This is a genomic window from Sphingorhabdus contaminans (genome assembly GCF_007280415.1).
GTDB lineage: Bacteria > Pseudomonadota > Alphaproteobacteria > Sphingomonadales > Sphingomonadaceae > Sphingorhabdus_B > Sphingorhabdus_B contaminans.
In genome coordinates this window covers 1,129,403-1,152,500 of the sequence record NZ_VKKU01000002.1, presented here as the reverse complement: position 1 = coordinate 1,152,500, position 23,098 = coordinate 1,129,403, and the positions used below count along the sequence as shown (strand labels likewise).

General features: G+C 58.0%; 30 protein-coding genes (1 of these 30 only partly in view). 17 read left to right on the top strand and 13 right to left on the bottom strand.

Going from position 1 to position 23,098, the window contains the following annotated elements; genetic code table 11:
- Nucleotides 1–463, bottom strand: partial view of an isopenicillin N synthase family dioxygenase gene (locus FOM92_RS13840; protein WP_143777412.1) — the 5' end (the start) only. Its footprint begins 476 nt before the window's first position; only the first 463 of its 939 coding nucleotides appear in the window; it begins with the start codon at nt 461–463; the stop codon falls past the left edge of the window.
- A 64-nt stretch (nt 464–527) separates the two neighbouring features.
- Here FOM92_RS13840 and FOM92_RS13835 point away from each other — a divergent pair, with 64 nt between their 5' ends.
- The 3 genes from FOM92_RS13835 to FOM92_RS13825 all read left to right on the top strand — a co-directional run bounded on the left by FOM92_RS13835 (nt 528) and on the right by FOM92_RS13825 (nt 2,080).
- A complete protein-coding gene (locus FOM92_RS13835; RefSeq protein ID WP_143777411.1) occupies nt 528–941 on the top strand; it encodes an EVE domain-containing protein in 414 nt (137 codons plus the stop codon).
- Nucleotides 938–1,810, top strand: a complete 873-nt coding sequence (locus tag FOM92_RS13830; RefSeq protein WP_143777410.1) for an ATP-grasp domain-containing protein — start codon at nt 938–940, stop codon at nt 1,808–1,810. Before FOM92_RS13835 ends, FOM92_RS13830 begins: the two co-directional genes overlap by 4 nt.
- An 87-nt stretch (nt 1,811–1,897) precedes the next feature.
- Complete coding sequence (locus FOM92_RS13825; RefSeq protein WP_143777409.1) at nt 1,898–2,080, top strand: CsbD family protein; 183 nt, start codon at nt 1,898–1,900, stop codon at nt 2,078–2,080.
- A gap of 46 nt (nt 2,081–2,126) precedes the next feature.
- Here FOM92_RS13825 and FOM92_RS13820 read toward each other — a convergent pair whose 3' ends face one another.
- The 10 genes from FOM92_RS13820 to FOM92_RS13775 are packed head-to-tail and all read right to left on the bottom strand — an operon-like array spanning nt 2,127 to nt 9,559.
- The gene (locus FOM92_RS13820) at nt 2,127–2,813 is read right to left on the bottom strand and encodes a glutathione S-transferase family protein (RefSeq protein WP_143777408.1); all 687 of its coding nucleotides are present in this window, start codon (nt 2,811–2,813) and stop codon (nt 2,127–2,129) included.
- 11 nt (nt 2,814–2,824) lie between these two features.
- Nucleotides 2,825–4,084 (bottom strand): serine hydrolase domain-containing protein, encoded by a 1,260-nt coding sequence (locus tag FOM92_RS13815; protein ID WP_246087307.1) that lies wholly within the window; start codon nt 4,082–4,084, stop codon nt 2,825–2,827.
- An 8-nt stretch (nt 4,085–4,092) separates the two neighbouring features.
- The gene (locus FOM92_RS13810; protein WP_143777407.1) at nt 4,093–4,734 is read right to left on the bottom strand and encodes a CoA transferase subunit B; all 642 of its coding nucleotides are present in this window, start codon (nt 4,732–4,734) and stop codon (nt 4,093–4,095) included.
- A complete protein-coding gene (locus FOM92_RS13805) occupies nt 4,731–5,057 on the bottom strand; it encodes a DUF5076 domain-containing protein (protein ID WP_143777406.1) in 327 nt (108 codons plus the stop codon). Before FOM92_RS13805 ends, FOM92_RS13810 begins: the two co-directional genes overlap by 4 nt.
- Nucleotides 5,054–5,956, bottom strand: coding sequence for an HAD family acid phosphatase (locus FOM92_RS13800; RefSeq protein ID WP_143777405.1), 903 nt, complete (start codon nt 5,954–5,956; stop codon nt 5,054–5,056). The genes FOM92_RS13805 and FOM92_RS13800 overlap by 4 nt, the downstream gene beginning before the upstream one ends.
- Complete coding sequence (locus FOM92_RS13795) at nt 5,956–6,666, bottom strand: CoA transferase subunit A (protein WP_143777404.1); 711 nt, start codon at nt 6,664–6,666, stop codon at nt 5,956–5,958. The genes FOM92_RS13800 and FOM92_RS13795 overlap by 1 nt, the downstream gene beginning before the upstream one ends.
- 42 nt (nt 6,667–6,708) lie before the next feature.
- Complete coding sequence (locus FOM92_RS13790) at nt 6,709–7,368, bottom strand: HAD-IA family hydrolase (RefSeq protein WP_143777403.1); 660 nt, start codon at nt 7,366–7,368, stop codon at nt 6,709–6,711.
- An 8-nt stretch (nt 7,369–7,376) separates the two neighbouring features.
- Nucleotides 7,377–8,072, bottom strand: coding sequence for a VIT1/CCC1 transporter family protein (locus FOM92_RS13785; RefSeq protein WP_143777402.1), 696 nt, complete (start codon nt 8,070–8,072; stop codon nt 7,377–7,379).
- A gap of 15 nt (nt 8,073–8,087) precedes the next feature.
- The gene (locus FOM92_RS13780; RefSeq protein ID WP_143777401.1) at nt 8,088–9,008 is read right to left on the bottom strand and encodes an SMP-30/gluconolactonase/LRE family protein; all 921 of its coding nucleotides are present in this window, start codon (nt 9,006–9,008) and stop codon (nt 8,088–8,090) included.
- Nucleotides 9,008–9,559 carry a GNAT family N-acetyltransferase gene (locus tag FOM92_RS13775; protein WP_143777400.1) on the bottom strand — a complete coding sequence of 184 codons (552 nt, stop codon included), beginning with the start codon at nt 9,557–9,559 and terminating at the stop codon, nt 9,008–9,010. Before FOM92_RS13775 ends, FOM92_RS13780 begins: the two co-directional genes overlap by 1 nt.
- A gap of 194 nt (nt 9,560–9,753) precedes the next feature.
- Between FOM92_RS13775 and FOM92_RS13770 the strand changes: the two genes are divergently transcribed.
- From FOM92_RS13770 to FOM92_RS13755, 4 genes are read left to right on the top strand one after another with little or no spacing between them, the layout of a single operon-like run.
- On the top strand, nt 9,754–10,563 hold the full coding sequence (locus tag FOM92_RS13770; protein WP_170226891.1) for a universal stress protein: 810 nt from the start codon (nt 9,754–9,756) through the stop codon (nt 10,561–10,563).
- A 59-nt stretch (nt 10,564–10,622) separates the two neighbouring features.
- Nucleotides 10,623–11,951, top strand: a complete 1,329-nt coding sequence (locus FOM92_RS13765; RefSeq protein ID WP_143777398.1) for an amino acid permease — start codon at nt 10,623–10,625, stop codon at nt 11,949–11,951.
- Nucleotides 11,952–11,991: 40 nt separating this feature from the next.
- Complete coding sequence (locus FOM92_RS13760; RefSeq protein WP_143777397.1) at nt 11,992–13,419, top strand: NAD-dependent succinate-semialdehyde dehydrogenase; 1,428 nt, start codon at nt 11,992–11,994, stop codon at nt 13,417–13,419.
- Nucleotides 13,419–13,772, top strand: a complete 354-nt coding sequence (locus tag FOM92_RS13755) for a YbaN family protein (RefSeq protein ID WP_143777876.1) — start codon at nt 13,419–13,421, stop codon at nt 13,770–13,772. Before FOM92_RS13760 ends, FOM92_RS13755 begins: the two co-directional genes overlap by 1 nt.
- A 3-nt stretch (nt 13,773–13,775) precedes the next feature.
- Here FOM92_RS13755 and FOM92_RS13750 read toward each other — a convergent pair whose 3' ends face one another.
- Nucleotides 13,776–14,291, bottom strand: coding sequence for a sterol desaturase family protein (locus tag FOM92_RS13750; protein ID WP_143777396.1), 516 nt, complete (start codon nt 14,289–14,291; stop codon nt 13,776–13,778).
- 94 nt (nt 14,292–14,385) lie between these two features.
- On the opposite strand from FOM92_RS13750, the gene leuC reads away from it, so the two are divergent.
- From leuC to grxD, 8 genes are all read left to right on the top strand, one after another.
- Entirely contained in the window at nt 14,386–15,816 is a 1,431-nt protein-coding gene (gene leuC / locus FOM92_RS13745; RefSeq protein ID WP_143777395.1) for a 3-isopropylmalate dehydratase large subunit, read from the top strand.
- A gap of 82 nt (nt 15,817–15,898) precedes the next feature.
- Nucleotides 15,899–16,192: a hypothetical protein gene (locus tag FOM92_RS13740; RefSeq protein ID WP_143777394.1), complete on the top strand. Its 294-nt coding sequence runs from the start codon at nt 15,899–15,901 to the stop codon at nt 16,190–16,192.
- A gap of 62 nt (nt 16,193–16,254) precedes the next feature.
- Nucleotides 16,255–16,464: a hypothetical protein gene (locus tag FOM92_RS13735; RefSeq protein WP_143777393.1), complete on the top strand. Its 210-nt coding sequence runs from the start codon at nt 16,255–16,257 to the stop codon at nt 16,462–16,464.
- A gap of 5 nt (nt 16,465–16,469) precedes the next feature.
- Nucleotides 16,470–17,063, top strand: a complete 594-nt coding sequence (gene leuD / locus FOM92_RS13730) for a 3-isopropylmalate dehydratase small subunit (protein WP_143777392.1) — start codon at nt 16,470–16,472, stop codon at nt 17,061–17,063.
- A 40-nt stretch (nt 17,064–17,103) separates the two neighbouring features.
- Nucleotides 17,104–18,099: an NADPH:quinone oxidoreductase family protein gene (locus FOM92_RS13725; RefSeq protein ID WP_143777391.1), complete on the top strand. Its 996-nt coding sequence runs from the start codon at nt 17,104–17,106 to the stop codon at nt 18,097–18,099.
- A gap of 68 nt (nt 18,100–18,167) precedes the next feature.
- The gene (locus tag FOM92_RS13720; protein WP_143777390.1) at nt 18,168–18,491 is read left to right on the top strand and encodes a DUF1476 domain-containing protein; all 324 of its coding nucleotides are present in this window, start codon (nt 18,168–18,170) and stop codon (nt 18,489–18,491) included.
- Nucleotides 18,491–18,721 carry a BolA/IbaG family iron-sulfur metabolism protein gene (locus FOM92_RS13715; protein ID WP_143777389.1) on the top strand — a complete coding sequence of 77 codons (231 nt, stop codon included), beginning with the start codon at nt 18,491–18,493 and terminating at the stop codon, nt 18,719–18,721. The genes FOM92_RS13720 and FOM92_RS13715 overlap by 1 nt, the downstream gene beginning before the upstream one ends.
- A gap of 15 nt (nt 18,722–18,736) precedes the next feature.
- Nucleotides 18,737–19,063: a Grx4 family monothiol glutaredoxin gene (gene grxD, locus FOM92_RS13710; RefSeq protein WP_143777388.1), complete on the top strand. Its 327-nt coding sequence runs from the start codon at nt 18,737–18,739 to the stop codon at nt 19,061–19,063.
- Nucleotides 19,064–19,100: 37 nt separating this feature from the next.
- Here grxD and FOM92_RS13705 read toward each other — a convergent pair whose 3' ends face one another.
- On the bottom strand, nt 19,101–20,354 hold the full coding sequence (locus tag FOM92_RS13705; RefSeq protein ID WP_143777387.1) for an MFS transporter: 1,254 nt from the start codon (nt 20,352–20,354) through the stop codon (nt 19,101–19,103).
- 95 nt (nt 20,355–20,449) lie between these two features.
- Here FOM92_RS13705 and FOM92_RS13700 point away from each other — a divergent pair, with 95 nt between their 5' ends.
- Nucleotides 20,450–21,523: a YeiH family protein gene (locus FOM92_RS13700; protein ID WP_143777386.1), complete on the top strand. Its 1,074-nt coding sequence runs from the start codon at nt 20,450–20,452 to the stop codon at nt 21,521–21,523.
- Nucleotides 21,520–23,016 (top strand): glycerol-3-phosphate dehydrogenase, encoded by a 1,497-nt coding sequence (locus FOM92_RS13695; protein WP_143777385.1) that lies wholly within the window; start codon nt 21,520–21,522, stop codon nt 23,014–23,016. The genes FOM92_RS13700 and FOM92_RS13695 overlap by 4 nt, the downstream gene beginning before the upstream one ends.
- The last annotated feature ends 82 nt before the right edge of the window (nt 23,017–23,098 follow it).

The window sequence follows — 23,098 nt, the reverse complement described above, 5'->3', positions numbered from 1 at the left end:
CGGCAGGCAATTCCAGATAACGGGCGATTGAAGACAGGATGCGCGCACCGACCTTGTCCATTTCGGCATACAGCGTTTCGAACGTTTCCTTGAAGCCGGGAACAGGGGGCCAGATATTGGCCAGCATGGAGGTCGCCAAGGGGCTGGAGGGGTCAACTGTCCGGCCGACATGCCAGAATTCCTTGAGGTCGTGAAATTCGGCGCCCTTGGCAATTTCTGTTTTGAAAGGCGTATATCCCCGTTGCCCGGCCAGCGCCTTGTCATAGCCGCCCATTTTTTCCGATTCGGGCAGGTCGAACAGTTCTTTTGTCAGGGCCCACGCTTTTGAAACCAGCGCAAGGTCCATGCCATGGTCAACAACAGTCGCGAATCCATAGGTCTTGAAGGAATCGCCAAGCTGCTGGCCGAGGGCGTCGGCATCGTCATGGCGCAGTGAAATAACAGGCATCTTACTCATATCCATGCAAATAGCCCTTGACCTAAAGCGTGGCCAGCGAAATTGACTTTGATCAAACAGGAGCTTTCGCATGAAAAAACAATATTGGCTAATGAAGTCGGAACCTGACGTTTATAGCTATGACGATTTAGTGGCCGAAGGCGAAGGCATGTGGGATGGCGTCCGCAATCATACCGCCGCGATTCATCTGCGATCCATGAAGGTCGGCGACGAAGCCTTTTTCTACCACAGCAATATCGGCCTCGAAATCGTTGGCATCATCACGATCAGCCAGGAACATTTCATCGATCCCACCGATGAGAAGGGCCGTTTTGTCGCTGTGAAGGTAAAGCCGGTGCGCAAGATTGCAAACAGCGTCACCCTGAAAGCCATCAAGGCTAATCCCAAACTGGCCGCGATGGAACTGATCCGCCAGTCCCGCCTGTCCGTGGCGCCGGTCCGTCCCGAAGAATGGAAAGAAATACTGAAAATGGCCGGCGAATGAACCGGGCCCGGATCGCCATATTATGCCCCGTCCCCGAATATGAAGAGGACTGGTCGCATATAAAGGCCGACTATGTCCGTTTGCTGGGCGACGATACGACCTTCATCGACTGGACTCAGGCGGATGATCTGTCGGCCTATGATCTGGTGACGCCCTTGCTTGCCTGGGGGTATCAGCGCGATTGCCCCTGCTGGTTTGCATTGCTTGATCGCTTGGAACAGGAGGGCGTCAATATCAGCAACCCTGTCCGCATCCTGCGCTGGAACAGCGACAAATCCTATCTGGCCGAATTGGCCGCAGCGGGGATTGCCACGGTTCCGACCCAGATGGCCGAAGAATTGGATGATGCGGCTTTGACAGATGCCCGCGCTGCATTCGGTACTGCGACACTTGTTGTTAAACCCCCCATATCGGGCGGCGCAGACGGGACCTTCCGCTTGGAACCGAGAGATCCGGTTCCTCTTTCGGTCCGCGGGCACCGCATGATGATCCAACCATATCTGCCCAATATCGCTGAAGAAGGGGAATATTCGCTCTTCTATTTTGCAGACCAGTTCAGCCATGCGATCATCAAGCACCCCGCCAAGGGCGATTTCCGCGTGCAGGACCAGTTTGGCGGATATGAAGAAGCGACCGAAGCACCCACGGCGACGCAGGACCTCGCCGCAGCGGCTCTGGCCGCGGCATCACAGCTAACGCAAACCGGGGCGCTGGTCTATGCGCGGGTGGATATGCTTCGTGATTCGGACGGCCAGTTCCGCTTGATGGAACTGGAATTGATCGAACCGTCGCTGTTCCTGCGTTTTGCGCCGGATAAGGGGCAGGCATTTGCCCAAGCCCTGCGGTCGAAGGGAACGCGTCCACGCTGAAAGATGGAACCAATTTCGCCCGTCGCGATTGATTCTGTGTACCGGCCTGCAGTTCCGCAGGGCGGGTCGCACAGAAAGGAACAGAATATGGGCGAATTGACGGACAAGGCCAAAGGGCTTGGTAACGAGATTGCCGGGAACATCAAGCAGGCCGCAGGCCGGGCCTCCAACGATCCGCGGCTTCAAGCCGAAGGCATTGAGCAGGAACGCCGCGGCGAAGCGCAAAACCTGAAAGGAAAGGTGAAGGGCGCATTGGGCGACAAAGTCTAACGCCCACTGCTTTTCCAACAAGGGTCGCCCATGTGGTGGCCCTTTTTTATGTCTGACGGAAGTCAGCGATAATTTCGCCGCAGGCCCGAAGCTCCTCCTCATGCCCTTCTTCGCGCCAGCTTTCGGTCAAGGCGTCCTTTTCCCAAGCCAGCATGGCAGGCAAGCCCAGCATATGGTCAACCCATTGCTGTCCGGCCTTGCCCACATCCAGACTATAGGTCCGTACGCGGAAAGCCACCGGTGCGAAAAAGGCATCCACAGCAGTAAATTTCTCGCCCGCAAGGAAAGGCCCGCCGAAACTGTCCAGTCCTTCGGCCCAAAGTTCTGCGATACGCGCTACATCCCGACGCAGCGCCTGCGACATGGGCTTTGCCCGAACGCGTACACCGACATTCATGGTGCAGTCGTTACGAAGCGCGGAAAATCCGCCGTGCATTTCGCAGGTGGCGCACATCGCCCAGGCCCTTGCTTTTTCTTCGCCAGGCCAGATCCCGTCATGCCGGTCGGCAAGATAAAGCGCGATACCCAGCGAGTCATGAATGGTTCGTCCATCATGCTGCAGAACCGGAACCTGACCGGTGGGCGAAAAGGCGCGGAACGCGTCATAGTTGCTTACCGCGGCAAAGGGTTCGAGCTTGTCGGTAAAGGGAATCCCCAATTGCGTCATCAAGAGCCACGGCCGGAGGCTCCAGCTCGAATAGTTCCGGTTCGCAGTGATGAGTGTATATGCCATGCCTTGCCCTTTCACTGTTCCGCGTCGGAGGTCGATGCCAACGGCGGCAAATCGCTGAAGTCCAGCCATCGGCTGTCCTTCTTCCCGTAATAGCTGTCTATGACCGCGAACGGAATGCGGAACGGTCGCCCCCAATTGCTGTTCCACATCGCGACGACGCCGGTACGTGTCACAGGTTCAAAAATCATCGTGGCGCGATAGCCATCGACGGCCCCCGAATGTCCCGCAAGGCGATGACCATCATAAGTGAAGTTCCGCCAGCCCAAGCCATAACTCGCCTCGCCATTCGCCTGCCGCAACTCCCCTCCATAAAGGCTCGGGGTTTTGACGCGGGGCATATGCGTGATGCGCAAGGTGGATTCAGGCAGTATCTTCGCCTGCTGCCCCATCATCGCCTGCATCCAGCGGGCAAAATCGACAATGTTGCTGTTCACGCCGGCAGCGGCAGGTACGCGCCAATAGGATTCGCGCAACGTGCGCACCTGAGACCCGTTATGGGGCCGCGCCCATTGCTTGGCTCCCGTCAGACCTGCCATGCCATAGGTGGCGCTGGTCATACCCAAAGGCAGAAATAGCCGTTCGCTTACAGCAGCTGCAAAAGGACGCTGCGCGGCCTGCGCCAATATTTCGCTGGCATCGTCAAAGGCGATATTCTGGTAGGTGTGGCAGGTGCCGGGCTGGCATTGCAGTGGCGCTGCCACCAGCCGTGCGCGCAGGTCGGCGGGATCCTCTCCATCCTCGAGCTTTTCGTCATAGGCATTTTTGGTAAGCCCCGTCTGCTGGGCCAGTAATTGCGCGAATGTCAGCCGCGTTTCTGCGCCCTGTGGCAACCGGAGCGAGCTTTTCCACGTCGACACAGGTTGCTCCAAATCGAGAGCAGCTTCGCTCGCCAGATTTGCCGCAAGCGCACCCGTCACCGTTTTGGATACGGAGGCCCAGCGGAAGATACTGGCAGGGGTAACCGGACTTCCGTCGGTGCGATCGAGCACGCCATAGGTGCCAACGAAACGCAACTCCCCATGTTCGACAATGGCCACCGCGAGACCCGCCATTTCCGGCCGCGATGCCATTGCGGCAAGACGCCCGTCCAGATCGACATAGTCAATCCGGCCTTTCCATTCCTCCGGCGTATCGGGAAGGTTGGCGGCCTTCTTGCTCGTTATCGCGCGGATCATGGCCGCAGGGCTTTCGACGGGTGAACCCGACAGGCTATACCAGACCGCCCCACCTGCAATGGCAAGGGCAATAAGCGCTTTGGTATTCCGCCGCATAGTTTCGGTTAAACCGCGACCTCATAATGTGCCGTGGTTTTGGACGCGATCTCTTCAACGGTGACTCCAGGGGCCGTCTCGATCAGGCGGAAGGGCGTGGCATGGTCGGGCCGCTGGAATACGGCAAGATCGGTAATGATCATGTCGACGACATTTTTGCCGGTCAGGGGCAAGGTGCAGCTTGGAATGAATTTGGGACTGCCGTCCTTGGCATTATGTTCCATAACCACGATGATCTTTTTCACGCCAGCGACCAGATCCATGGCACCGCCCATGCCTTTGATCATCTTTCCCGGGATCATCCAGTTGGCGATGTCGCCATTTTCAGCAACCTCCATCGCCCCCAATACAGTCAGGTCGATATGCCCACCGCGGATCATCGCAAAACTGGCCGCGCTGTCGAAGTAGGCAGATTGCGGCAGTTCGCTGATCGTCTGCTTGCCTGCATTGATCAGGTCGGCATCCTCTTCGCCTGCATAGGGAAACGGACCGATCCCCAGCATCCCGTTTTCCGATTGCAACGTCACTTCCATATCCGCAGGGACATGGTTTGCCACCAGCGTCGGAATGCCGATGCCGAGGTTCACATAATATCCGTCGCGCAATTCCTGTGCAGCGCGGGCAGCCATTTCATCGCGTGTCCAGCTCAATGTATCAGTCCATCTTTTTGTGTGGTGGGAGTTTCGGTGATGATATCGGTCGGGTTGTTTCGCTCGGCGTCGACACCTTCCCAGATGCGGGCCAGGGCTTCTGCCTCGGAAATGCCGGTGGCACGCGCCCAAGTCTTTGCGCCGTGACGGATGCAATCGACAAGGGCGACGCCAAATCCCGCTGGATCACCGCCAACCGGAACCGGATTGATAAAGCAGGTAACCGGACCGCCTTCCTTGGCCCATACGCGCAGAAACTCCCGGCTATCGCCAATCAGTTCCTGATAGGGCACAAGGTCAATGGGAACGGGCTTGCCGCTCATGGTGCGGGCTCCCATTTGGTTTCGTCTGAGAATATCTCGTCATAACCGCCACGAATGGACGGGCCATATACCGGATTGGAGAAAAGGAACCAGCCATTACCCCAGAGGTCGGTGATGGCAGGGTGCGTCGCCAGTTTCTTGCGGTCCGCAACCGAAATGCCTTTGGCGTTGAACGCATTGGCAAAGTCACCCAGCTGGTCGCCGGCAAGCGCAACAACGCAGTAACGAGCCGCTATGGTCGAACGGCGCGCGTCCTTGCTGGACCCGGTTGCATCATCGCCCATCAGGAAAAGCGTTTCGCCATGCTTGAACTCGCCCAGGCCCGCCGCGCGCAGCGTATCCTCGGTCCCTTTTGCATTGGCCGATGTCCGGTTGGTGTTGGCAATAATCGTAACACCAGCTTCGCGCATGACCTTCAAAGCCTCGATCGCGCCGGGCATAGCGAGCGCCTTTCCGGCACCGCTTTTTTCCCACGCATTCCAGATGGCGGGATCGAAATCCTTGCCCTGCTCGGCCATGTACCGCATTGCGCCCACATTCCAGACCAGTGTTTCGTCGGCATCGAACACCGCCGCCAGTGGCTTGGTACCGCAGCTTTCAAAGCGCGGCGCATCCGGCGTTGAGCCGTCGCCCAAAACAACCTGCGTCTTGATCGCGCGGTTCAGTGCCTTGGCCCGCACATATTGGGCCATTGCCTTATAGATTTGGGCCGACGCAATCGTCCCTTCGGCTGAACCATAAAGCCATTGTTGACCCGTGGGCGGCGATGAGGGCGTCGGCTTTTCGCCGATCTGCGTTGCCACGGCTTCCTTGGTGAGGACCGGTGCGCTAACTTGCTCTGCCTGCGCCGCGCAACCGGCAAGAGCCAGGGCGACTAGGCTGGCTGCAAAACGACGCATCAGAGTGCCTCCCTTTCGCGGACTGTCCGGAACTCGATTTTCTTGTCATATGGCGCGCCAATGATCATCCGCTGTACATAGACACCCGGCAGATGGATGCAGTCGGGATCAAGGCTGCCGACCGGAACCACTTCCTCGACCTCGACCACGCACACCTTGCCGCAGGTTGCGGCAGGCAGGTTGAAGTTGCGCGCCGTCTTGCGGAAAACGAGATTGCCGCTTTCGTCGGCCTTCCATGCCTTTACCAGGGCCAGATCCGCAAAGATGCCGCGTTCGAGGATATATTCCTCCCCGCCGAACTCTTTGACTTCTTTGCCTTCGGCCACGAGCGTGCCGACGCCGGTCTTTGTGTAAAATCCGGGAATACCCGCACCACCGGCGCGCATACGTTCGGCAAGCGTGCCCTGCGGACAGAATTCAACCTCCAGTTCCCCGGCCAGATATTGCCGTTCGAACTCCTTGTTCTCGCCCACATAGGATGAGATCATCTTCTTCACCTGCTTGGTCCGCAGAAGCTTTCCGATGCCTTCATTATCAATACCGGCATTGTTCGACACAAAGGTCAAACCGGTCACCCCGCTGTCACGCACCGCGTCCAGCAGCCGTTCGGGCAATCCGCAGAGACCGAAGCCCCCGCTGGCAATCAGGATGTCGTTTTTCAAAAGGCCATCGAGCGCCGAAGCCGCGTCGGGGAATAGTTTCTTCGCCATGAAATGCTCCAGTTATATGGGAGAGACGGAACGCTATATCGCCTAGCCGCCAACCGGACCAAAGGTCAACGCCAATAGCGCACCCAGTTCGTCCAAAGCCTGCTCGCCGTTGATCACCTTGATGGCGGCCATGCCGAGTTGGGAAGCGGGTTTGCAATTGATGCCAAGGTCATCAAGATAAATGCAGGCCGAAGGATCGACATCCAGCGCCGTGCACATCATCTGGTAGATGCGCGGATCCGGTTTGCGGACACCGGCTTTCGAGCTTTCGATGACATGGTCGAAACGGGCCATGATCGCTTCCACCGCCCTCGCCTTTTCCGCATCGTTTGTCATGCCCGCACCGTGTCCGGCGCGCACATTATTGGTGATGCAGCCAAGGGTCAGCCCCTCGCGCTTCAGCTGGTCTAACGCGGCCACCATGGCGGGGCGAATGTCGCCTGCAAGACAGGCGATGACCGAAGCGCCGTCGAGACTATGGCCCAACGCCTCGGCCTCCTGCCGGAACAGCGCATCAAACATGTCCGCATCAATTTCGGCGCGCTCGAATTTTGCCCAGGCATTGGTATCCGGATTGGTCGAATTGACCTTGCGGACAAAATCGCGGGGCAAACCGCGCTCGGCCTCCATCCGGTTGAACGCTTCAAAAGGGGACGAAGTGATGACCCCGCCAAAATCGAAAATAACAGTTGTATATGGCATGGTTTCCCTCAGGCGACGCTCGTGCCGAAAAGCGACCCGATGGCCGCGGTCGCCGCCATGGCAAAGGCACCCCAAAAGGTCACGCGCAATACCGCTTTGCCAATGGGCGCACCGCCCGCTTTCGCTCCAATAGCACCCAGCAGTGCCAGAAACAGCAAAGCTGCGATCGATACAGACCAGGTCAACGAAGCGGCAGGCGATAAAGGCACCATCGCAAGCGGCAGCGCGGCACCGACCGCGAAGGACGCAGCCGATGCGAGGGCAGCCTGCACCGGACGGGCCGCCATATGCGTGGCAAGGCCCAGCTCGTCGCGCAAATGGGTGGCAAGGGCATCATGCGCCGTCAGCTTGTCGGCGACCTGTTCGGCCAGTGCACGATCCAGACCCCGCGCTTCGTAGATACCAACCAGTTCCTCCCGCTCCTTTTCCGGGATAGTTTCCAGTTCCATTTTTTCGCGGGCCCGGTCCGCGCTTTCGGTATCGGCCTGCGAACTGACGGAGACATATTCACCAGCAGCCATCGACATCGCCCCGGCGACAAGCCCTGCAATCCCGGTCAACAGCACATTGGCGGGATTTGCCTGCGCCGCAGCGACGCCGACGATGAGGCTGGCAGTCGAGACGATACCGTCATTGGCGCCCAGCACCGATGCACGGAGCCAACCGATGCGATCGATCAAATGGGCTTCCTTATGCCTCGGCATGGAATTGATTCCTTTTCAGTAGTTGAGTTTCAGACCCGGCCTCGCCCACTTTGTTTTAACAAGTCGTCCGCTGCCCGACAGGCAGATATAGGCATCGCGCATGTCCGCGCCGCCGAACGCGATATTGGTGGTAAAGATGTCGTCCGTGGCCACAAATTCGACCAGCTCGCCCTCTGGCGAAATCACGCTGATCCCGCATTCACCGATAGTAGCAACACAGATATTGCCATTGGCTTCCATACCGAGGCTGTCGAAAAATTTATAACCCGCCGGGCGATAGACAGGGATTCCCGGTCCCCCCGGCCCCGCATCTGCCGCAACCTTGCCCGGTGCGGTGATATTGAATTTCATCAGGCGGCACGTGTAGGTTTCGGCGGCATAAAGCGTCTTTCCATCGGGTGAGAGTCCAACTCCATTGGGATTGTTCGACGGAAATACGACCTCTTCCAGATGACTACCGTCGGCCTTTGCATAAAAGATGCCGACAATGTCATGGCACCGTTTGGCATAATCGACCTTGCCATGGTCGGTGAACCAGAAACCGCCATGTTCGTCGAACACGATGTCGTTGGGTCCGCGCAAGACGCAGCCGAAATCGCCGGATTTGTAGAGGACTTCGACTGCGCCAGTGTCGAGGTCGATCCGCTCGATCCGTCCGCCGGAATAATCCTTTGCAATGCCATGCGGCGCCAGAAAGCCGTTGGCTTCAAGATATTCGAACCCGCCATTGTTGCAGCAATACAGCTTGCCATCCGGCCCCAGTGCCAACCCGTTAGGTCCGCCGCCGGTTTTGGCTACAACGGATTTGCTGCCATCTGCCGCGATACGCGTGATTTGCCCGGATGCGATTTCAACAAGGATGACACTACCGTCGGGCAGGATGACAGGTCCTTCCGGAAAACGCAGACCATCTGCCACAAGTTTAAAATCCGCCATTATCTCTCCTCTCTTTCCCGAGATCCCTCGTCGGGTTCGCGCCCTGGTGCCGATCCGTCTCCTTCGCCCAGCGCGATCTGCATATACACACTATCCAGCCAGCGCCCGAACTTTCGTCCCACGCTGCGCATCCGCCCGGCATGTTCGAAACCCATTTTGCCATGCAATGCCACCGAAGCCGGCTCTCCGCCTCCGATTACCGCAATCATCTGGCGAAATCCGAATGCGGTCGATTGTTCGATCAACGCGGCCAGCAATTGCGAACCAATGCCCTGCCCCACTTGGTCCGCCCGGACGTAGATCGAATCTTCGCACGCAAAACCGTAGGCAGGTCGGTCCCGAAACTGGGATGCATAGGCATAGCCAACAACGTCGCCCGCCTGTGTCGCGACCAGGAACGGCCACCCTTTTTCCGTTATATCCCTTATCTTCTGTTCGGTTTCCGCCACCGTGCGCGGCACCGTATCGAAGCTTGCGCTACCCTTTTCGACATGCGTAGCGTAAATTGCGGCAATTGATGCAGCGTCGCCGACTTCGGCCGACCGAAGCATGCATCTGTCCGCTCCAGATTCCCCCGTTTCCATGACGGAGGGCTGACATAGAATAACCGACATGAAAAGTCCTTTAGCGCATCTTCTGCGTAAAGTTTGACGTCGATCAACGAACCCGACGGAAAAGGGAGTAATATGACAATGTGAAGCCGACTCACCCCCCATCCTGTCGGTGTTGAAAAAAGGAAATGGCGATGAAATCGATCATGGTACATACAGGAAGCGACCCCGGCTTCGACGGCCGGTTGCAGGTTGCACTCGATCTCGCACGACGGTTCAATGGACATCTTTCTCTGATCTTGCCGCGCCCTCCGCAGGACTATGTCGCATTCGACATGTTTGGCGGCGCGCACTTCATTTCGGAGGCTTTCGATGCCGCCGAGAAAGAACGCGCCAAAATGCAGGCCCGGGTCGACGAACATCTGAAAGTTGAAGGCTTGCCGTGGGACTGGCAGATCTTCGACGGCACGATTGTCGATGCCCTCGTCAACGCCGCCCGCTTAGGCGACATATTGGTCATGTCGCTCGACGATACCGCGGCCCGTGCGGGTGGTCAGGGTCGCGCGCTTGTCAGCGACGTAGTCACGGCATCGCGTACACCGATATTGGCCGTTCCCCTTGCGTGCAAAAGCCTGGCGTTTAACAGGGCAATGGTCGCCTATGACGGCGGATTTGAGGCCGCAAATGCGGTGCGCGCGGCACGGCCCCTGCTGGCCGCGACAGACGTGGTACGGATTACTGAAGTCGAAGCAGCGCCCGAAGAATTCCCGGTTACAGACGTCGCCGCCTATCTGTCGCGGCACGGCGTTAATGCTGAACTTGCCGTGGCAGCCAAGGGCGATGTCAGTGTCGAGGAACGCCTGCTGGCCGAAGCAAGGGCGTGGCACCCCGATTATCTCGTCATGGGGGCCTATGGCCATGGCCGCTGGCGTGAGGCAGTCTTCGGCGGCGTCACGCGGTTCCTGCTGGCCGAAATCGGTGTGCCCGTTCTGCTGGCCCATTGATAACAGATGTTGGCATTCATCCCCCGGCGTGGCAGGTAAGCCGCATCGGGGGATAGGGTATGGATAAAGACACGGCAGCCACCAGCCGGCCTATGGGATTCTGGATGGCACTGGCTCTCGTCATGGGGAGCATGATCGGTTCGGGCGTATTCCTGCTGCCGGCAAGCCTTGCCCCCTTGGGCTGGAATTCCGTTTTTGGCTGGATGATCACGGTGGCAGGCGCGCTTTGCGTTGCCGCGGTATTCGGAAAGCTGAGCCGAATCCTGCCAAAGGCAGGCGGTCCCTACGCCTATTCCCGCGCGGCATTCGGCGATGGCGCTGGCTTCGCCATTGCGTGGGCTTACTGGATTTCGATGTGGGTCGGCAACGCCGCGATTGCCACGGGCGCCGTCAGCTATCTCAGCCAGCTTTTCCCCGCCTTGGGTAAACCCGGCATTTCCGCGGCGACTACGGTTGCGATTGTCTGGACGTTCACGCTGATCAATATCAGCGGCACAAAATTGGCGGGCCAGGTGCAACTGATCTGGACCATCATCAAGATCATACCGCTGATCGCGGTCATCGGTCTCGCATCTTATGTCCTGACGCAGCAAGGTACCGGAGTCGTGCGGCCTTTTGCGACGCAGGACCTTTCCCTGTCGGCCATTTCAGCAGCCACCATTTTGACCCTGTGGGCTATGCTCGGGCTGGAAACGGCCACCGTGCCGGCGGACAAGGTGGAGAATGCGGAACGTACGATCGGCCGGGCCACTTTGCTCGGCACCGGTGGCGCGGGTCTGGTCTATATTCTGGTCTGCTCCGCAGTGGTCCTGATGCTGCCGGCTGCATTGACGGCGGCTTCGCCTGCGCCCTTTGCGTTATTTGTGGAAACCTATGGCGGTGCAAATGCCGGAACGGCCATTGCCGCCTTTGGTGCGATCAGCGCGCTGGGCGCTCTTAACGGCTGGGTCATGTGCCAGGGCGAATTGCCCGCCGCGATGGCGCGTGACGGCATGTTTCCGGCCTTTTTGGGAAAAGCGGCACCCAATGGCACACCCCGCAACGCCCATCTTTTTACGACCTGCCTTCTGACCATCGTGATCCTGATGAACAGCAGCCGGTCGCTGTCGGCGATGTTTGAATTTCTGATCGTCCTCACCACCGCCATCGTATTGGTCATGTATTTCGGCTGCGCCTCGGCCGCGGCGCGCCTGATGATCCGGGGACAGATACCGGCGACGAAAGGCTTCACCGCAATCATCATAATGGCGATGCTCTATTCGCTCTGGACCATTTACGGCGCCGGGTGGGAAGCTTTGGGTTGGGGTATGGCATTGCTGTTCGCCGGATTGCCGACTTTCTGGCTGATGAAAATTTCCCTCGGACGGGGTTCCCATAACACGCCCTGAGGCCTACATGCCCCGCATAGAATAATTGCGGGATTCCCAAATGAACAGCACAAGCGAACTCGGACTTTACATTAACGGCAACTGGCGGCGCGGAGAAGGACGCGACAACCATAAGGTTATCAATCCGGCAACCGGAGCCGCGATTGCGGATTTGCCACTGGCAACCCCAGCCGATCTGGATGAGGCGTTGGAGGCGACTGCCCGGGGATTTGCCCACTGGCGCACGGTGGACGTGAATGAGCGGGCCGCAATTTTGCACAAGGTTGCCGGCCTGATCCGCGAACGTGCCGAAGATATTGCGGTGCTGCTGACCACCGAACAAGGCAAACCTTTGGCGGAAGCACGTACCGAAGTGCTGTCTTGCGCCTCGCAATTTGACTATTTCGCAGAAGAGGCAAAGCGCAGCTATGGCCGGGTTCTGGTCCGTCCCACCGGACAGCGCGCGCTTGTCCTCAAGCAACCCGTCGGTCCGGTCGCGGCCTTTTCGCCCTGGAACTTCCCTGTAAACCTGATGTGCAAGAAAATGGCGGCTGCGCTGGCTGCTGGCTGTTCGATCATTGCCAAGCCGCCGGAAGAAACCCCCTTCTGCACCAGCGCAATCATGCAATGTGTGATCGACGGCGGCGTTCCCGGCGCGGTTGCCCAACTCGTCTATGGCGTGCCCGACATGGTCAGCCGCCATCTGATTGCGTCGCCCGTCATTCGCAAGGTGAGCTTCACCGGATCAGTGCCGGTCGGAAAACATCTGTTAAAACTGGCAGCCGACGGCGTGAAGCGTACGACGATGGAACTGGGCGGCCACGCCCCTGTTCTGGTATTCGATGATTGCGATCTGGAAAAAGCGATCAAGCTGTCTTCGACACAGAAATTCCGGAACGCCGGACAAGTCTGCATATCGCCCACACGCTTTTATGTGCAGGAGGGCATTTACGACCGTTTTGTGGCGGGATTTGCCGAAGCAACGAAGAAGGTGCAGGTCGGTAACGGCCTCGACGACGGCACCATCATGGGGCCTTTGGCCAACGATCGTCGTCCTCCGGCCATTGAAAGACTGGTGCGCGACGCCACCGATAAAGGTGCAAAATTGCTGACGGGCGGCGAACGCGGCGATGGGGGATATTTCTATCAGCCCACCGTGCTCGCTGATGTGCCGATGACTGCCGACATTATGACGGACGAGCCTTTTGGTCCTGTTGCTCTCATTCGCCCGTTCAAGGATTTTGACGAAGCTATCACGCAGGCCAACCGTCTGCCCTTTGGTTTGGCGGCCTATGCCTTTACCGAAAATGCCCGGCAGGCCAATCTGGTTGCCGACGCGCTCGATACAGGCATGGTCGGCCTCAACAGCTTTGTCATTTCGATGCCGGATGCACCCTTTGGAGGCGTGAAGGAATCGGGTTTTGGAAGCGAAGGCGGACCTGAGGGTCTCGACAGCTATTATGTTACCAAGGCGGTGCACCAATATTGATCAAAAGGCGGCTCTATCTCGCGGCCGGGTTTACATCGGTAGCATTGGGGACATTGGGCACGGTTCTGCCCTTGCTGCCCACGGTACCGTTCATGATTTTAGCTGCCTTCTGTTTCGCGCGCAGCAGCCCCGCGCTTGAGGCGCGCCTTATGAATCATCCGCAATTTGGTCATCATCTTGTCGCCTGGCGGGAAAAGGGCATCGTCTCGCGGCGGGCAAAATGGTCTGCCGCCACCGCCTTTGCGATCAGTATTGCGATCGGACTCGTCACCTTGCCGCCACCGTGGTCATTGGTGCCTGTGGGCGTTGCGGTTATTTCCCTGACGTGGATCTGGCGCAGGCCAGAGAGTTAAGAATCAGAGCGCGGCGTCACGGACGACGGCAATGCCCGCCTCACGCTGGACCTTCAGCTCCGCCTTCAGTTTGGCCGGATCGCGGGCAAAAACAAAGCCGAAACTGACGCCCCCTTCCTTGCCGATGGTCGCATGGTGCAACTTGTGCGCCTGCACCAGCCGCTTGGCATAGCCGCTGCGCGGGACATATTTGAAATAGCGTTGATGCACGAGACCGTCATGCACCACTGTATAGATGATGCCGTAAAAAAGAATGCCCAGACCTACCCAAGTCCCCGGCTCCCAGGCATGGACGCCTAGAACCAGCGGGCTGCCGATGGCGAACATCGAAATGCTCATCACAGCGCCGACGATCCCGTACAGATCATTTTTCTCGAGGACATTGTCGTGCGGCTCGTGATGGTCACGGTGCCACCCCCAGCCCCAGCCATGCATGATATATTTATGGCTCGCCCACGCGACCCATTCCATCGCCAGGACGGTTGCCACGATAATCAAAATTATGACCGGAACAGACATAAGCCCCCTCTAAACGCTTTTTGATGCAGTTTGAAGTGCACATACCGTCACCTCACTTGATTTCGCTGCAATCGCTTCTATGGCAACATTCATTATGTCAGCGCCCCAAACCCTATATGAAAAAATCTGGAATGCCCATGTCGTCGAGCAGCGGGATGATGGCACCTGCCTGATCTTCATTGACCGCCATCTTGTTCACGAGGTCACAAGCCCGCAGGCTTTTGAAGGCCTGCGTGCCGCCGGACGCACCGTGCGTCGCCCGGACCTTACGCTGGCGGTGCCGGATCACAATCTTCCGACGACCGCGCGCCGCGATAGCGCGGGCAACCGCATTCCCATAGCCGACCCTGAAAGCGCGGCACAACTGGATGCGCTGGAACGCAACGCACCAGCCTTTGGCATCCGCTATATCGCCGATGCCGATCTGGAACAGGGCATTGTCCATGTGGTCGGGCCGGAACAGGGATTTTCGCTGCCCGGAACGACTATTGTCTGCGGCGACAGCCACACCGCCAGCCATGGCGGACTGGGCGCGCTGGCGTTCGGCATCGGCACGTCCGAGGTCGAACATGTTCTGGCGACCCAGACGCTTCAGCTCAAACAATCCAAATCGATGGAAGTCCGCGTTGACGGCCAGCTCGGCCCCGGTGTCACGGCAAAGGATGTCGTCCTGCATATCACCGGTGTCCTCGGCGCTTCGGGCGGAACGGGCTATGTCATCGAATATACCGGATCGGTTATCCGCGAGCTCAGTATCGAAGGGCGTCTGACCGTTTCCAACATGGCGATTGAGCATGGCGCGCGCGCCGGTCTTGTTGCGCCGGACGATGTGACTTTTGCCTATCTGAAGGGCCGCCCGATGGCCCCCAAAGGCGCACAATGGGATGCCGCAGTCGCCTATTGGCGCAGCCTAGCCACCGATGCGGGCGCGGTTTACGACAAGGTCGTTGTTATCGACGCAGCCGACATTGCGCCGAGCGTAACATGGGGCACATCCCCCGAAGACGTTCTGCCCATCACGGGGTCTATCCCTGACCCTTCCAGCTTTGCCGACCCGTCCAAACAGGTCGCCGCGCAAAAATCGCTGGATTATATGGGCCTGTCGGCTGGAACGAGGCTTACAGACATCGAGGTTCAGAATATCTTCATTGGCAGTTGCACCAACAGCCGTATCGAAGATTTGCGTGCGGCCGCAGCTGTGTTGAAAGACCGCAAAAAAGCCGATGTGGTCAAATGGGCGATTGTGGTGCCGGGCTCCGGCCTTGTGAAGCGTCAGGCCGAAGAAGAAGGATTGGACAAGATCTTCACGAATGCCGGTTTCGAATGGCGTGAACCGGGATGTTCGGCCTGCCTGGGCATGAACCCCGACAAGGTACCGTCGGGGGAAAGGTGCGCATCGACGAGCAACCGCAATTTTGTCGGTCGGCAGGGCCCCGGGGCACGAACCCATCTTGTATCCCCCGCCATGGCGGCTGCCGCGGCTGTAACCGGACGTTTGACCGACGTACGCGAACTTGCCGGCTGACAGGAAGTGCGGTGCATATCAGCATCGAAAACTTGACTCGCATTAGCGACCGCAGGATGTAGAATCCCGGGCGGAGGGTAAGATGGCCAAACGTGCAGTCAGAAAGGGAGCGGGTGTCACCGAGCCCGCACATCATATGGGGGTTGTCGTCGGTTGGACGCATCAGGACCTAGGCACCTCGATCGACTTGCGTCTGCAAAGCACCGTATCGCAGCAGGCGCTTGAGCAGAAAAAGATCGACAGCCACCATTTCCTCATGACGCGCAATCAGGCGCTGCTCCTCGCCAAATTTCTGCTCGATGCCACAGGCCAGTCACTTCCGCAGAAGCAGCGGCCTCCCTTATGGCGTCGCCTGACGCGCAGGTTCAACAAATAGGCCAAAGCCCCTTTACTTGTTCTGACAGCCAAAGCTAAGGCTGGGGAATAAGGAATTCAGCAATGACCGAGAAAAAGACAAAAACCGAAAATGAAAAATGGTCGACGGGTGCCAAAGTTGGCGCAGCGGTTGGCTCTGCAGCTTTGGTGGCAGCACTGCTCTATGCCGGTCGGCGCAGTTTGACGCAGAAAAAGGGCAAATTGGAACCGCTGTCGCCCGAACCCGAATTGGATGTGCAGACCGATAACCAGCCCAAGATCGACACGGACTGAACCACATGCAGCCCATTTCCACTGTAGAAGGCCGGGCCTATCCCCTGGGTCTTAAAAATGTCGACACCGATATCATCATCCCCGCCGAATGGCTTAAAACAGTCAGCCGCACAGGCCTGGGCAAAGGTGCTTTCCAAAGTCTGCGTGCAGTGGAAGGCAATGTTTTCGACGATCCGGAATTTGCAGGCTCCCCCATATTGATCGCGGGCGATAATTTCGGTTGCGGTTCGAGCCGGGAACATGCGGCATGGGCTATGGCGGACCTTGGCATCTCCGCAGTCATTGCGCCCAGTTTCTCCGACATTTTTTCCGGAAATGCATTCAAGAACGGGTTGCTAGCCATTGTGCTGCCGCAGACCGCGATTGACCGTTTGCTGGAAGTGGCAAAGACCGATCCCATCCATATTGATCTGGAAACGCAAACGGTGACGACACCGTTCCAGGACCGGTTCGAGTTCGAGATTGACCCGTTCCGCAAGCACTGCCTGTTGAACGGCGTCGACGAGATCGGCCTGACACTAGAAAGCAGCGACGCAATCAGCCGCTATGAAGGCCGGGTGGCACAAGACCGGCCCTGGCTGGTGCCGTCAGCTATCTGAATAAAATGTCGCGTGCGCGCGCAGGTGAGAGGAAATTGAAATGAAAGCTTTACTGTCGACGGCCACCGGTGGTCCCGAAACACTGGTTATCGGCGAATTGCCCGAACCAACGGCCGCACCCGGCACCGTTATCGTATCCGTGAAGGCCTGTTCTATCAACTTCCCCGACACGTTGATGATCGTGGACCTGTACCAGTTCAAGCCAGCCCGTCCATTTGCACCGGGCGGCGAGATTGCCGGAATTGTGGAGGCCGTCGGCGACGGTGTAACCGACTTTGCAGTTGGCGACCGTGTGATCGGCTTGTGCGGCAATGGCGGACTGACGGAGAAAGTCGCGATTTCGGCGTTTAACTGTTTCAAAATGCCTGACGCCATGTCGTTTGACGATGGCGCTTCCCTCTTGATGACTTACGGCACATCTATCCATGCCCTGAAAGACCGCGGTCATATGAAAGCCGGGGACAATGTCCTGGTCCTCGGCGGTGCGGGTGGCATCGGCATTTCCGCCATCGAACTTGCCAAGGCCTATGGCGGCCGCGTCGTGGCCGGTGTTTCGAGCGAGGCAAAGGCGCAGATTGCCCGTGAAGCAGGCGCTGATGAAGTTGTTGTTTATCCGCACCAGCCCTTTGACAAGGACCAGTCCAAAGCGGTGGCGGAGATGTTTAAAAATGCTGCGGGTAAGGACGGGTTTAACATCATTTATGATACCGTCGGTGGCGATTACAGCGAGCCTGCCGTCCGTTCGATTGCGTGGGAAGGCAAGTTTCTGGTCGTCGGTTTCCCCGCGGGCATCGCTAAACTGCCGCTCAACCTCACGCTTTTGAAAAGCTGCGATATCTGCGGTGTGTTCTGGGGCGCCTTTGCTGCGCGGACCCCGGCCAAGAACCACGCCAATGTCGCCGAGCTGTTCGGCTTATACGCCGAAGGCAAGATCAAGCCGCGCATTTCAGAAACTTTCACCTTGGAAAATGCCGGTCAGGCCATCGCAAGGCTTGGTGACCGTGCCGCTGTTGGCAAGCTCGTTGTGCACATTTGACATGCGCCGCCTTGCCGATCAGCGCCCGAACCATTATCTCTGACACAGCACATTACAGGAACCGCTTCATGACCACCTTTGACAACCGCGAAAACGCTTTCGAAAATAAGTTCGCGCATGATGCCGATCTTCAGTTCAAGATTACGGCACGCCGGAACAAGCTGATTGGTCAATGGGCCGCCGAAAAGATGGGGCTGACACCGGAAGAGACCACATCTTATGCGACATCGGTTGTTCAGGCCGATTTCGAGGAAGCAGGCGACGAGGACGTCATTCGCAAATTGCTGGGCGATCTGACCTCAGCCGGCGTCGACGTCGATGATGCCATGATCCGCGCCGCGCTGGACGAAAAAATGGTCGAAGCGCGCCGTCAGTTTATCGAGCAAGCCTGATGGCAATGGCGGCGCATGAAATCGAGGGCATGATCAAGGCCGCCCTTCCCGACGCTTTGGTCGAGATCACCGATCTTGCAGGTGACGGGAACCATTATGCCGCGCGTGTAGTAAGCGAGAGCTTTCGCGGGTTGCCGCGCGTGAAGCAGCACAAAACAGTTTATGATGCCTTGGGTGGGAAAATGGGCGGCGTTCTGCATGCCCTGCAACTGACCACCGCCACCCCGTGATTTGGAGCATATGATATGAGCGTGAACGAACGGATCGACGAAATCGTCAAGAATAATGATGTTGTGCTGTTTATGAAGGGCACCCCGCTGTTCCCGCAATGCGGTTTTTCCAGCAAGGCTGTCGCCATACTCGACCATCTGGGCGTCGCTTACGAAAGCGTTGACGTGCTGCAGGACATGGAAATCCGTTCCGGGATCAAAGAATATAGCGATTGGCCAACCATCCCGCAGCTTTATGTCAAAGGCGAGTTTCTGGGCGGTTCGGACATCATGATGGAAATGTATGAAGCCGGAGAGCTTCAGGATATCGTCACAAGCCAGGGACTGGCCAAAGCCGGATAAGTCCGTCGTCCGCCGAAGGACGACTTTGCACCATCCATTATTGGGCCGAAACAGCTTCCTGGTCTGTTTCTGCGCGCCGAATGGCGGGCAGCAGCAGGTGCAACCATCCAAGCGCGAGCAGATAGGATAGCGCCGCAAAGATAAAGAGCGGTGTGAAGCCAAGACCTGCTGCCAAAACCGCACCTGTCACCAGCTGGATCGTCGCCCCGCCCATATTGCCCATAAAGGCTCCAAAGGCTGTCACTCGACCTACCTTGCGACGCGGGACGACATCGGTGATGATTGAGAAAATGGAGAGTGAGAAGCCTTGATGCCCGGCCATCACCACACCCATCATGATCGCAACGGGCCAGAATGAATCGAGCGTCAGGACAAAGGGCAGCGGCACCACGATTGCCGCAGAGCCGAACATCACCGTTTTGCGGACCCGGTTGACGCTCCAACCCGCCTCCAGAAGCCGGGTGGACAGCCACCCTGCGAAAAGAGCGCCTGCGCCAGAACCGAGAAAGGCGATGGCAAGCGGAACCGCGAGTTCGCTTGTCGTCAGGCCAAACTCCTTGCGGTAAAAATCCGGGAGCCAGAAATTAATAAGCCACCATGTGGCGTCGGAAAGCGCTTTTGCAATCACGATTGCCCATGTCCGCCGCTCCATCAGGATTGGGCCATAAGGCGCACCATCGTCGGAAAAATCACGTTGGGCATCTTCGGCCTTATCGTCAAATTTCACACCGCGCGCGAACCAAAGCCAAAGCGCCAATGTCACAAATCCGCCGATGCCGCCAAATATCAGTGCGCCGCGCCAGCCCCAGATGGCCGCAATAACGGGTATGAAAAATGGCATTGTAATGGTGCCAATCCCGGCAATCGCTGTGCCGACCCCGAATGCAAATGACCGCTTGTCCGGTGGAAAGAGCGTCGCGACTGTCTTGATCGTCAGCGGTGTCTGCACCGCCTCGGTCGCGCCCAGCCCGATCCGCGCCGATACCACATGCCAACCGGCGACGGCCCAGCCATGCGCCATTGCGGCAAGGCTCCAGGTCGTCACGCCAAAGATCATCGACCGCAAAACGCCGATCTTGTCGACGAGCCAGCCTGTAAAGAGGAAGGATAATGCCGCGGCGACCTGTGTGACGAACGCGAGATTCGCGAAATCGCTGTCGCTCCATCCCAAGTCTGCCGACATGTCGGGTTTAAGGATTGCGATGACCGGTCGATCCATCGCGTTAAAGATGCCTGCCACACAGAGCAGTCCGAACAGAGTCCAACGCAGCGCCGGGGTGATCGGCTTCATTTCGGTGCATCCATGAACAGCATCATTCCCGCTTTGTCTTTCCCCCGTCCCGCTTTATGCTGGAACTCCTCGCATAGATGCCTATAGAAGGCCATATGACACCGCAAGACATAAACGCGAATTATATCGCCGACCTCTATGGCGAGACCTACCTTGCCGAGGAAAATCCGGCGGTCCGCACGCGTCTTGCGATTGGCGCCCTTTTCCCAGGATTTGCGGTTGTTGCCATCGCTTCGGCAGCGGCAACCTGGTTTTCCGAACATTATGGCATGCCGGTTATCCTAGCAGGATTACTGCTCGGTCTGGCGCTGAATTTTGTTTCGGCGGAGCGAAAGGTGCATCCCGGACTCGACTTCTGCGGCACTTCCTGCCTTCGCTGGGGCATCGTCCTGCTGGGGACACAGGTGACCGCCATGCAGATTGGCAGTCTTGGTCTCCTCGCATTTCTGGGCTTGATCGCCATCATGACAATGGTGATTGGCGCAGGACTTCTGGGCGCGCATTGGGGCGGGCAAAGTCGCTATGCGGGCTGGCTCGCCGGCGGTGCCACGGCCATCTGCGGGGCTTCCGCTGCGCTTGCCATATATGCCGTGATCGGACGGGAACGGTTGAACCAGAACCAATTCACCCTGACACTCGTTGGTGTCGCTCTGGCGAGCGCCATTGCAATGTCTTTCTATCCGTTGATCGCCGCCACCCTTGACTTTACCGACAAGCAGGCCGGTTTCCTGATGGGTGCTGCAGTGCACGATGTGGCACAAGCTCTGGGTGGCGGTTATAGTTTTTCCCAAGGTGCAGGCGAAGTGGCAACCATCGTCAAACTTTCGCGCGTCGCGCTTCTTGCCCCGGCGGTCGCGCTGATCGGTCTGGCGATTGGAAGCAGTGGCGGGTCATCCAAAGGCTTGCTCGCCAAACTCAAGCTTCCCTGGTTCATCCTCGCCTTTTTTGCCACAGTTGCCCTCAACTCGGTTATCAGTGCGCCTGCCTGGGTTGCGGAATATGGGTTGATTGCCTCCAAAGCCATGCTGCTGTTCGCCGTTACAGCGACCGCCATGCGATCACGCCTCGATCTGCTTTTGAGCCAGGGTTGGAAAGCCCTCTTGCCTGTTATGCTGGCGACGTTCATGGCCTTCGTCGCATCTGCCGCTTTCGCATGGGCGTTTTTATGACCGAACAGATATATGATCTCGTCATCGTCGGTGGCGGCGTAAATGGTACAGGAATAGCCCGCGACGCCGCCGGACGGGGGGCGAAGGTGCTTTTGCTGGAACGGGGCGATCTGGCGCGGGGGACATCGTCGGCATCGACAAAACTGATCCATGGCGGCTTGCGCTATCTGGAGCATTATGAATTTGCGCTGGTGCGCGAATCGCTGATCGAACGCGAGCGGCTTTGGGCAATCGCGCCCCACATCATTTGGCCTTTGCGTTTTGTATTGCCCCATCAAAAGGGAATACGTCCGGCCTGGCTCGTCCGGCTGGGTCTGTTTTTGTATGATCATATCGGGGGGCGAAAGAAACTGCCTGCCACCCGCACACTTCATCTGAAGGACTCACCGGCGGGTGCACCCTTAAAGCCGGAATATGACAAAGCCTTCGAGTATTCGGATTGCTGGGTCGACGATGCACGGCTCGTCGTTCTGAACGCGATGGATGCAGCCGAACATGGTGCCGACATACGCACCCGGGCCGAGGTCACCCATCTCGAGCGCTGTGACGGCTTGTGGCATATCACGATTGCGGGCCAGCCCGCCGTTGCGGCGCGTGCAGTGGCAAATGCAGCGGGCCCTGCAGTTCTCGACCTCTTGGCACGAACGACAGGGCATCAACGCAAGCCTGATGAACATATCCGTCTTGTGCGGGGGTCGCATATAGTTGTAGCAAAAATGTTCGATACGCCGCAGGCCTATTTCTGCCAAAACCCTGATGGCCGTATCTTTTTTGCCATTCCCTATGAGGATGATTTTACCCTGATCGGCACCACGGACGCCGATCATCAGGGACCGCTCGACAATATCACCGCGACCGAGGAAGAGATCCGCTACATTTGTGAATCGGCAGGCGTCTATTTCAAACAGAAGATCACGCCCGACGATGTGATCTACAGCTATGCCGGTGTCCGGCCGCTGGTCGACGATGGTTCAGGTAAACCGGAAACGGCATCACGGGGCTATCATTTCGATCTGGACACCGACGCCGACGGGGCTGCGCCCTTGCTGTCCATATTTGGCGGGAAAATCACGACTTACCGGCACCTGGCCGAAAGCGCGGTCGGCAAATTGGCCCCCTATCTGCCGATGCTAGCGGGGCCGAGCTGGACGCTGGAAAAGCCGCTGCCGGGGGGCGATTTCCCTATGGAAGGGGCAGAGGCCTTAGGTGGACAATTGGCCGCGCTTTATCCGTTTCTCCCTATGCCACTTATCAGGCGGCTGGTTCGGTCTTACGGCAGCTATGCGCGAAACTGGCTCGGCAATGCCAAGGCGCTCGCCGATCTGGGAACGGACTTTGGTCACGGTCTTTACGCGGCGGAGGTCGACTATCTGATCACGCACGAATGGGCGCGATCGGCAGACGATATACTCTGGCGGCGCAGCAAATTGGGACTGCGTTTTGACAGCGCGCAACGCGCTACACTGGATGCCTATATACAGGGCAAGAGATGAGCTTGCAGCTTTTGCTGCTCTCGCCTAGCTTCTGCTTTACGCCAAAGGGGCAACAACAGGCATAACGGAAAATCGGGGTCGC